Below are 9440 nucleotides of genomic sequence, written 5' to 3'. Positions count from 1 at the left end.
CACCACCTTTTAGACTTTATGCTCGATGAGGCCATCCCTGTTACTCGCGTTAATTCTTCTTGATTTTGGATGGGGAGCTACAGGGCAAAAGCGTTTTGTATTCTGTATTCCTTGCTACATTCTGAATTTGGAATTGCTGGGGTCGCTCATATCTAGTTACGCATCTTGTCCACAAAATGTTACATTAAGGGTTAAACCTTGATTATTAGCTGGTACTTAAAGACCAAAATTAGCAGTAAATGGTCATATATTGCCAAATTACCCAATAAAATTGTCTACTATGAGTGCAGAACCAAATACCTCAGTAATTTTCGACGAAAACCAAGAATCCTTTCCTAATTCCCCCGAATCCCTGACCACCGAATCGGAAGCCAGTGTCACCGATGAAGCCAAAACTGTGACGGATCAGGCCGCCTCTAGCGAGGAATTTTCCTTTCTAGGCGGAATGACTATCGATACTCTACAAGAGGAAATTGATACTCTCAAACAGCAGTTAGAGGAACAAACCCAACAGGTTGATGCCTACAAGAAACGCTATATCACTCTAGCAGCCGAGTTCGACAATTTTCGCAAACGCACAGCCAAGGAAAAAGAGGAACTGGAAACAAAAATCAAGGGCAAAACCCTGATGGAAATTCTTGGCGTGGTGGATAATTTTGAGCGCGCCCGTACTCAAATTAAACCGGCTAATGATGGCGAGATGGGTATTCACAAGAGTTACCAAGGGGTCTATAAAATCTTAGTAGAGAGTCTCAAGCGTTTAGGCGTTTCCCCCATGCGTCCGGAAGGTCAACCCTTTGATCCCACCTACCACGAAGCGATGATGCGGGAGTACACCGATGAACATCCCGAAGGCACGGTGGTCGAGCAGCTAGTGCGAGGATACACTCTCGGAGAAGATGTTTTGCGTCATGCTTTGGTAAAAGTGGCCGCCCCCAAAGAGACAGATCCTAACGCTGCTCAGTCAGAAGCGACTGCCATCCCATCCCAGGAATCAGTCTAAAATCCCGATGGGGATTAAAGCAGTTTGAGGGTTAGGTATTAGCTGGTAGGGTATGTATTCCCTCCCTATCCCCTATTCCCACTGAAAGACTTTTTCTCTCTTGACCTAAAGTTTGCTGAAAAAGTTTTTCGTGGGGGCAGGGTGTGGGTTGTAGGATTTTACCCATAAGAGCCAAAGATATTATCCCACAAGGTTTTTAGATTTATTCAGCAGGCCCTATTGATCTTTTAATTAAAAACGCTTCTATACCCAAGGCTTTTGCTCCTTGGTAATCCTCTTTTTTACTATCGCCAATATGCCAAGCTTGTGCGGGGGAACAATCATGTTTTTGCAGGGCGATTTGAAAAATTTCAGCATCGGGTTTAGCTGCTCCTGTCTGGGAAGAAATCGTGATCGATCGAAAAAAATATTCTAAGCCTAATTCGGCCAAAACTTGGTAGATACGACTATCAAAATTAGAAATAATGCCCAACTCGATCCCCTGAATCTGCCAGAGTCTTAAAGCGGGAATGACATCCTCGTACAGCACCCAAGGCTCGGCCGTGGCAAAATGACGGTAAAGTTCGCCAAAAAAAGCCTCAAAATCGGGAAATCGTTCCAGATAACCTAAATTATTAAAAACCGCCCCAGTCAGCGATCGCCACCAGCGATACTCTAACTCGGGAATTTGTGCCGGTTCAACCTCAGGAAAAGCTAAGGGGGGAGCAGTGGGGAAAATAGCCGAGAAAGACTGTTCTATAGGCTCGGCCGCCACCTCTACCCCAAAATCCGCCGCTATTTGACTATAAATTGCTCCGACACTGCCTTTTACCCCAAAAATGGTCCCCACAGCATCGAGAAAAATAACTTGCGGTTTCTCCATGAGAGTTTTGTCTTTAACGGTCTAACTGAGGTTTTTAGGGTCGGTCCTTTAGCTGGTCTAACACACCTAACAATTGCTCATTTTAAAGGATTATGGCGAAAATTCTCGGATCACTTGCCAAACCCTTAATACCTCTGCCACTGTCCATGCTTGGGCAAAAGCGCCCCTAGGGGTAAAAGGGGCATTACCATCGAAAATTTCGCTTAAATTACCGATACAGCTATCCCGAAGATGGTCGATCATCGGTGTTAAAAAACTCTCAGCTAGGATGGGATCGCGATAGACTTTCAGATGGGCCTCGATAAATGCCCCTAATAACCATCCCCAGACTGTCCCCTGATGGTAGGCACTATCTCTTTTTAAGCGATCGCCACTGTAAACGCCAAGGTAATCAGGATGATCGGCATCTAGCGATCGCAAACCGCGAGAAGTCAACAATTTTAAAGCACAAATATCGACAATAGCCCTTTTCTGTGAGGAATTTAATAACTCCTCCACCGACAAAGACACGGCAAAAAGTTGATTCGGTCGTAAACTGGCATCATTACCCTTGTCCGTATCCAAAACATCGTAACAATACCCCAGAGAATCATCCCAGAAGCGAGAGAACCCTTTTAGGGTCATTTTTCTCATTTTTTCGTAATCAGTGGCATCCATGCCCAAATAATGGGCAAATTGAACCATTATTTTGAGGGCATTGAACCAAAGGGCATTAATTTCTACGGGTTTGCCGATGCGGGGAGTAATCACCAGATCATCAACTTTGGCATCCATCCAAGTCAATTGTACTCCCGCTTCGCCGGCATAGATCAAACCATCGTCATCTAGGTGAATATTGTAGCGAGTACCGCGACGAAACCAAGCGATCACTTCCGTTAAAGCGGGATAAATAGTTCTGAGAAACTCAAAATCTTGGCTTTGGTTAAAATAGGAACGAATGGCTTCAAAATACCAAAGAATAGCATCGACAGCGTTATATTCGGGCATTTCTCCCCCATCGGGCAGTAAATTCGGCAATAAACCCTGGTCTAGATAACGGGAAAAAGTTAGTAAAATCTGACGCGCGATCGCAGATCTGCCTGTAGTCAAAGTTAATCCTCTTAGGGAGATCATCGTATCGCGACCCCAATCACCAAACCAAGGATAACCCGCGATTATCGTTTTGCCCTCCGGTTGATCCCGGAGAGGACGACTAACGATAAACTGGTCGGCAGCGAGGGTAAGTTGTTGAATCCATTCGGGCTGCTGGGGATTAATCAGACTATTTTCGTAGCGATAGCGAGACTCTAGAGAAGATTGACCGTCTAAATTAGGATCGGGACGGGTACTAGCGGCAATTGTCACCGATTCTCCTACTTTGAGAGTAGCCGAAAAACTAGCCCCATGGAGATGATTTTCCCGATCGATTAAACCACGATAACGTTCCACGGCCAAATCAAAGCGATAATACCAGATATGAGCGGGAAAAACCTCTCCTTGACTGATTAATAGATAAAAAGGTACAGCATTGTCATAGGCAATCACTCTGACTCCTTTTTCTAGGGGACTAATAGCCATTTGCCAGTTAAAACCCTGGGTATTGCCGTGAAAATCACGATAATTGACAAAAGCAGTCAGATTGAGAGTTAGGGGAGAATTGCCACGACGGTAGGTATAGTGAGTATAGGTGGTATTTTCTCCCTGTTCCATCCAGATACGCTTTTCTAGTAAGGCATCCCCGCAGATAAAAGTCCAGACGGGAATTGTGCCTTCCAGATGAAAACTTTCGATATTAATATAGCCTTGCGGTTCGATCGTAGCACCTAACCAGCGATTGCTGGCCAGATGATAAATTTTCTGGTTATATTGTATCGATTCATCGATTTTAGTCACAAGAAGCGTTCTTTGTGTCGGTGGAGCCAAAGCAGCGATCAAGAGACCATGATAACAGCGAGTTAGCAATCCGGCCACAGTTCCCGCGGCAAAACCACCAATACCATTAGTGACTAACCATTCGCGCTTTTCAGCCACCGGGAGATAATTGCAGATATCTCGACCAAAACGGAGCTTGACCATGGGCTTCCCAATTCCTAGTAATTTTGTTATAATCAAAAATTGTGTCTTTATATCTATAGACTAACTCTATCTTAAGGAGAAAAATCAGCAGTGAGTAAACGTACTTTAGAAGGAACCACGCGCAAACAGAAGCGCACTTCTGGATTTAGAGCGAGAATGCGTAGCGTCAACGGACGCAAAGTAATTAAAGCTCGTCGGAAAAGAGGGCGCTATCGTTTAAGTGTTTAGGTTATTCTGGGAACCGACTAATTTTCGTGGGACTACCCCAAATTCATCGCTTAAAACATCGACAGGATTTTCAAGCTGTCTATGGAACAGGGAAGCGTTATCACGGTTCCCACTTAACCTTAATTAGTTTAGAGGATTCTTGCCCAGATGCCCCCGGCCCCAGTCGTTTTGGTATCTCGATTAGCAAGAAAGTTAGTAAAAAAGCGGTGGTTCGTAATCGACTAAAAAGGCAAATACGAGCGGTAATTCGGCAGTTATTGCCAGAAATAGCAGCAGGATGGCGAGGGATAATCATTATCCGTCCAGGGGCGATCGAGTGCAATTATGAACATTTTTTGCGAGAATTAAAGCAGTTGTTAGTGAAGGCGAATATAATTCATGGGCATTAAAGAAGAAACTTTTTATGAAGGCGGTCCGCACATCGGCGACCTAATCATCAATATCCTGCTAGGATTTACGGTGATTTGTTTGCCTTTAACCGTTGGGGCAGTGGTACGGGCAATCTGGTTAAGATATAAGATAACCGATCGGCGGATTTCGATCACTGGGGGTTGGATGGGACGCGATCGCACAGATATTATCTATTCAGAAGTGGCAAAAGTGGCAAAAATGCCGAGAGGAATTGGTGTTTGGGGGGATATTGTCGTAACTCTCAAGGATAGAAGTCGTTTAGAAATGCGCGCGATGCCGAAATTCCGGGAAATTCATGACTACATTGCCGAAAGAGTCGCCGATAAAACCGGTCGTCCCCTAGAATCGATCATCAGTCAATAAAACAAAATAATCGATCGCCTCGATTCGATAAATTAGATTTGTTACAGTGCCACCCCATTAAACGAGAAGACATAGATTAAACCCATGGATTTTGGAGTCGGATTTATTTCCACAAATATCATGTTGCCAATCCTAGATTTTTTCTTTCGGATTGTGCATAGTTACGGTTTCGCCATCATTGCTTTAACGCTGGTGGTGAGATTTGCCGTCTTTCCCCTCAGTGCCGGCCAGATTCGCAATATGAGAAAAATGCGAATCACTCAACCCTTGATGAAGGAAAGACAGGCAGAAATTCAACAACGCTACAAAAATGACCCGCAAAAACAACAGGAGGAAATGGGCAAATTAATGCAGGAGTTGGGCAATCCCCTGGCCGGTTGTTTACCCCTGCTATTACAAATGCCGATTCTTTTGGCTTTATTTGCGACGCTGCGGGGTTCCCCCTTCTCGGATATTAACTATACCGTCGATTTACAGGTGCTGCCGGCTGAACAAATCGCCCTCGTGCAGCGCCAACCCTATGGCACCAAACCCCAAAACGTCTATATTGACGAGTCTCTCCACTATCCCATCACCGCTTTTTTACCCCAAGGCAATAAAATCGCTCCGGGAGAACAGGTAAAAATCGACCTGCAAAACGACCAGGGCAAGTCTTTAAGCCAATTAGCCACGGAAGCACCGGAAAATAACCTAAAACCCACCTACGAGGTGGTTAAAGGTCAAGAACTGGTGCAAGTTAATGAAGACGGTTCCATCGTCGCTTTAGCCCCCGGAGATGCCAGTATTAAAGTTATCGTGCCGGGGATTGCCGCTAATACGGGTTTTCTCTTTATTGAGGCCCTGGGAAGAATTGGGGCAACCGGTGCCAATGGTGAAATTCACTGGGATATTTTGGCGATGGTGATCGCTTTCGGTATTAGTATCTATGTTAACCAAGAGTTATCCGGTGCCGGCGCTCCTTCGGGGGGGGCAGCCCAACAACAGCAAACGGTGAATAAAATCACCCCGATAATTTTTAGTATGATGTTCCTGTTTTTCCCCTTACCAGCGGGGGTATTGATGTATATCTTAACCGCGAACATCTTCCAAACTATTCAAACGGTGATTTTGATGCGGGAACCGTTACCGGAAAACCTGCAAAAATTGGTAGCGGAACAGGAAAAAACGGAAAAATCCCGCGATGCTCTCCCCTTTGAAAAACGTTCTAGCAAGAAAAAGGAAAAAACATCGTAATGAGTATATGGGAGCAAAATAGCGAGAAAGCTAAACAATGGCTGGAAAAACTGCTAAAGTTGATAGCCATGCCCGCAGATGTCCAGATTGGTGTGCAGGAATTGGGAACTGGACCTTCCTCCTGTTGGTTAATTATTGATAGCAGTCAATTGAGTCCCCAACAAGTGGAACTTCTCCTCGCTAACAAGGGTGAGGGACTGGATGCGATTCAATCCCTAGCTAATACGATTCTGAATATTGGTGTCGAGGCGGCAGAACATCAGTTCTATATTGTCGAAATCAATGGCTATCGTCAACAAAGACAGGCAGAACTTTTCGACTGGGTGAATCAAGCGGCGACGCAAGTGCGGCAAACAGGGCAGGAAATAGAATTAAAAGCCCTATCTTCGGCGGAACGTCGCCAAATCCATGCCTTTTTTCAGGAAGAAAACGATTTAACCACGGAAAGTCGCGGCGTGGAACCCGATCGCCGATTAGTAATTCGTTTAAAATAAGATCAAAGGGTGGGGTAAAACCTGCCCTCTTTTTTATTTTAGCCAGATATCTCCTGTCTGGAGTTTCTTCACCTAACGGAAGATTTTTGATTGTTGCAGGAGAGTTAAGTAGGGAGGCACAATTATTTGTAGGATGGGTTAGCGGTAGCGTAAACTATGCGCGCGTTGGGTTTCATGCTTCAACCCAACCTACGTTCATCTTATATTTAATTCCACCCACCCACTTAATAACTTAACTTCAGAGCATTTACAGGTACATCATCCCAAGATTCTACGGTTCTTAAAACTGCCACCCACCCCGCTTGTTTTTGTTCGTCCGTAAGATTGGTTAACCAACTTTGATGACAATCTTTTGCCGCTTGTTCGTCTTGACAGGCAATACAAGCTTGTACTAAACCACAGGGATCAATCTGTTCATTTACCCAAATAATCATAGTTAATAGCCCTACTTAACTTTATTATTATAATCCATCGATCGCCCACAGAGAAACTTTTGATATTGATAACCTGTTACATAATTGGAGGATAACTCTGAGAGTTGACAGTCCGATAAATCTATTGAAGAATGGAAATTAATTAACCATAATTCAAAAGGGGGGGAAGATGACAGATTAAAATTTGGCTTTTGTTCTGGGTTAACTAAGAGAAACTTAGGGGTTTTATCGGGAAATCTTTGGTTAAATTCCCAAGCAATTCCCATCATTTCTCCCACCTGCACTAAACTCCTATAGCTAGTGGCAATTACTAACGGATAACGGCTATTATTTTCGATAGTGGTAACTAATTTATCTGGGCGATAATACTTACGATAGCCTAAATTAAAAGTCACACTTAGGGAACTAACTAAAGCCATGATAATTACAATAATTACTATTCTTTTCTGCTTCCTTTGCCAACAATTATCTAATAAAATTGCTAGAATTAAAATTACCGAGGGAAAGTAAACAAAACTATATCTAGCTCCCCGGGTAATATCGATCGAAAGCAGATAGGTGATGACAAAGAAAATGGCAATTGAACTGAGAAAAAATGCCGAGAGAATGCCTAATTCGGGTTTATAGGAGTCTAGCCATGCTGTTTTTAATTGTGGGATAATCCAGAGAAAAAAACCGATCATTATTGCCCCAGAAATCAAGATAATTATTAAAGATTCTGATTCGACGGGGAGCAGGGAAAGCATAGTAATTAATGTTCCCAGCAATTGAAAAAAGGGGCTAATTACGGACAAAAAACTATCATTGTCTCTCTGAATCCAACTGGTCATCTGATTGCCATAATCTTTGGGTACAAACGTGATAAACCAAATAATAATAAAGCTCAAGTTACCTAAAAAAAATAAACTTAAACGCCACCAATTAGTTATCCAAAAGTTTTTTTGTTTGATTTGATTGAATAAAATCCATAATAAAGTTATCGCTTCCGCTAGGATAGTTAAACTAAAAAAATAGTGGACTAATAACCCTAGACAGTTGACAATTAACCAGAAAAAAACCAAAGTATGGGATATTCTCTTATGGTCGATAATTTTGATGCTTGCCTTAAGAAAACAGCCTAAAGATATGAGGACAAATACAACCGCTAAAGTATAATGACGCGCTTCTTGGGAGATAAAAACCGCGTAGGGAGAAACCGCCATTAAAATCGCCGCCAGAAAAGCGATCGAGCCAGATTTAAAGACCAATTTACTGATAAAATAAATTAAAGGAATCGAAATAACTCCCCAAAAAACTGCCAGCGATCGCATTCCTGCTAAAGATACATATTCTCCCCGATCAAAGAATAATTTATTCCAGAGATAGGCGAGAATAAAATATAAAGGTGGATGATTGTCCTCCTGAATAACTAATTTAATTACATCGGCAATAGTTGCCTGATGGTTGCTCTGGAGAGGTGCTAATAAAGTGTCTAGGGAAATTATTTGATTTAACGGCACTATCTGGTAATTATTGCCAATACTAAAAACCATAGTGGCAAATTCATCCGTCCAGGGAGGTTTGCTCGTTAATTGTGTTAACCTAATAACCAGTCCCAAAATTATTACTAATCCTAACCAGCAAAAATCAGACCAAGATAACCGCTCCTTGCTTCTTTGTTGTAGATCAGAAATGACTGTAGATAAATTCAATTTAATTGTTATCTCCAAAAGATTCGATTATTTTAACCGCTTCCGATGGGGAAATATCTTGACGGCAATTAGGATAATCATACTCCTCCCGGGCAATTAATGCCCCACTGAGACGATAAAAATATTCTCCCATTTTCATCCAATCGGAATACAAATCGGGTTCGGGGAATTGTTGCCTTAATTCCGAGTCTTGGGGTGTACCATAATTGAGCCAGTATCCTTCTCCAAATAGTGGGGAATTGAGCGCCAGGGTTCCCTCTAATTCTAAACCATCATCGCCCCTGGCGTTTTCGATTCCTTCCCAAAAAACAGCTATTCTCGGCATTTTCAAAGAGGATTGCGTAGTAAATTCTCAAAAAGTGCTGGTAGAAAAGCCATAGCCAAGCTACTAGGCTGTGGGAGCAGCCTAAGTAACAGCCAAAGCTTTAGCCCTAATTACCTCAGGTAAGGGTGGGATTTGCCCATCTCCTCGCAACCGGGAGATGAGAAAATGCCAAAACGAGATACCCAGCTTCCGACAAGTCTTTTTCAAGCCGACAAAAGTATCTCTGGCTCGCCGTCCCGCTTCCGAACGAGTCCCGCCACTAATTTTGCGCCGGGTGACATATCCTGCATTATTCATGAGAGTAGGGTAAAAAACCCTGAAACCACTACCAGATATAAGTT

At 43.1% G+C, this 9440-nt stretch carries 12 protein-coding genes and 1 pseudogene; 6 read left to right on the top strand and 7 right to left on the bottom strand.

The window, feature by feature from the left end; translation table 11 throughout:
* Window positions 1-280: 280 nt before the first annotated feature.
* Window positions 281-1003 (top strand): nucleotide exchange factor GrpE, encoded by a 723-nt coding sequence (gene grpE, locus PX481_RS01320; protein WP_002763110.1) that lies wholly within the window; start codon window positions 281-283, stop codon window positions 1001-1003.
* A 31-nt stretch (window positions 1004-1034) separates the two neighbouring features.
* Here the strand turns inward: grpE and PX481_RS01315 are convergent, their stop codons facing one another.
* From PX481_RS01315 to PX481_RS01305, 3 genes are all read right to left on the bottom strand, one after another.
* Entirely contained in the window at window positions 1035-1169 is a 135-nt protein-coding gene (locus PX481_RS01315; protein WP_002763108.1) for a hypothetical protein, read from the bottom strand.
* A 36-nt stretch (window positions 1170-1205) separates the two neighbouring features.
* Entirely contained in the window at window positions 1206-1865 is a 660-nt protein-coding gene (locus PX481_RS01310) for an HAD-IA family hydrolase (protein WP_288027587.1), read from the bottom strand.
* 90 nt (window positions 1866-1955) lie between these two features.
* The gene (locus PX481_RS01305) at window positions 1956-3920 is read right to left on the bottom strand and encodes an amylo-alpha-1,6-glucosidase (protein WP_288027585.1); all 1965 of its coding nucleotides are present in this window, start codon (window positions 3918-3920) and stop codon (window positions 1956-1958) included.
* Window positions 3921-4010: 90 nt separating this feature from the next.
* On the opposite strand from PX481_RS01305, the gene rpmH reads away from it, so the two are divergent.
* From rpmH to PX481_RS01280, 5 genes are all read left to right on the top strand, one after another.
* A complete protein-coding gene (gene rpmH, locus PX481_RS01300) occupies window positions 4011-4148 on the top strand; it encodes a 50S ribosomal protein L34 (protein ID WP_002739276.1) in 138 nt (45 codons plus the stop codon).
* A gap of 26 nt (window positions 4149-4174) precedes the next feature.
* Window positions 4175-4537 (top strand): ribonuclease P protein component, encoded by a 363-nt coding sequence (gene rnpA / locus PX481_RS01295; protein ID WP_002763101.1) that lies wholly within the window; start codon window positions 4175-4177, stop codon window positions 4535-4537.
* On the top strand, window positions 4527-4922 hold the full coding sequence (locus tag PX481_RS01290; RefSeq protein WP_002784373.1) for a PH domain-containing protein: 396 nt from the start codon (window positions 4527-4529) through the stop codon (window positions 4920-4922). Before rnpA ends, PX481_RS01290 begins: the two co-directional genes overlap by 11 nt.
* An 84-nt stretch (window positions 4923-5006) precedes the next feature.
* A complete protein-coding gene (gene yidC / locus PX481_RS01285) occupies window positions 5007-6155 on the top strand; it encodes a membrane protein insertase YidC (RefSeq protein ID WP_002763097.1) in 1149 nt (382 codons plus the stop codon).
* Window positions 6155-6649 carry a Jag family protein gene (locus PX481_RS01280; RefSeq protein WP_002763096.1) on the top strand — a complete coding sequence of 165 codons (495 nt, stop codon included), beginning with the start codon at window positions 6155-6157 and terminating at the stop codon, window positions 6647-6649. Before yidC ends, PX481_RS01280 begins: the two co-directional genes overlap by 1 nt.
* 224 nt (window positions 6650-6873) lie before the next feature.
* On the opposite strand, the gene PX481_RS01275 is transcribed toward PX481_RS01280, so the two are convergent.
* The 4 genes and pseudogenes from PX481_RS01275 to PX481_RS01260 form a co-directional block, all read right to left on the bottom strand.
* A complete protein-coding gene (locus PX481_RS01275; RefSeq protein ID WP_002752080.1) occupies window positions 6874-7083 on the bottom strand; it encodes a hypothetical protein in 210 nt (69 codons plus the stop codon).
* A gap of 11 nt (window positions 7084-7094) precedes the next feature.
* Window positions 7095-8774 (bottom strand): glycosyltransferase family 39 protein, encoded by a 1680-nt coding sequence (locus PX481_RS01270; RefSeq protein WP_288093270.1) that lies wholly within the window; start codon window positions 8772-8774, stop codon window positions 7095-7097.
* 1 nt (window position 8775) lies between these two features.
* A pseudogene (locus PX481_RS01265) lies at window positions 8776-9118 on the bottom strand (hypothetical protein); the annotation flags it as partial.
* A gap of 62 nt (window positions 9119-9180) precedes the next feature.
* The coding region (locus tag PX481_RS01260; protein WP_288093267.1) for a hypothetical protein at window positions 9181-9440 on the bottom strand (260 nt) is incomplete at its 5' end.

It is taken from the genome of Microcystis sp. M53603_WE2 (genome assembly GCF_030065435.1).
The sequence above is the reverse complement of the archived record's forward strand: the minus strand, read 5'-3'. Positions and strand labels throughout refer to the sequence as shown.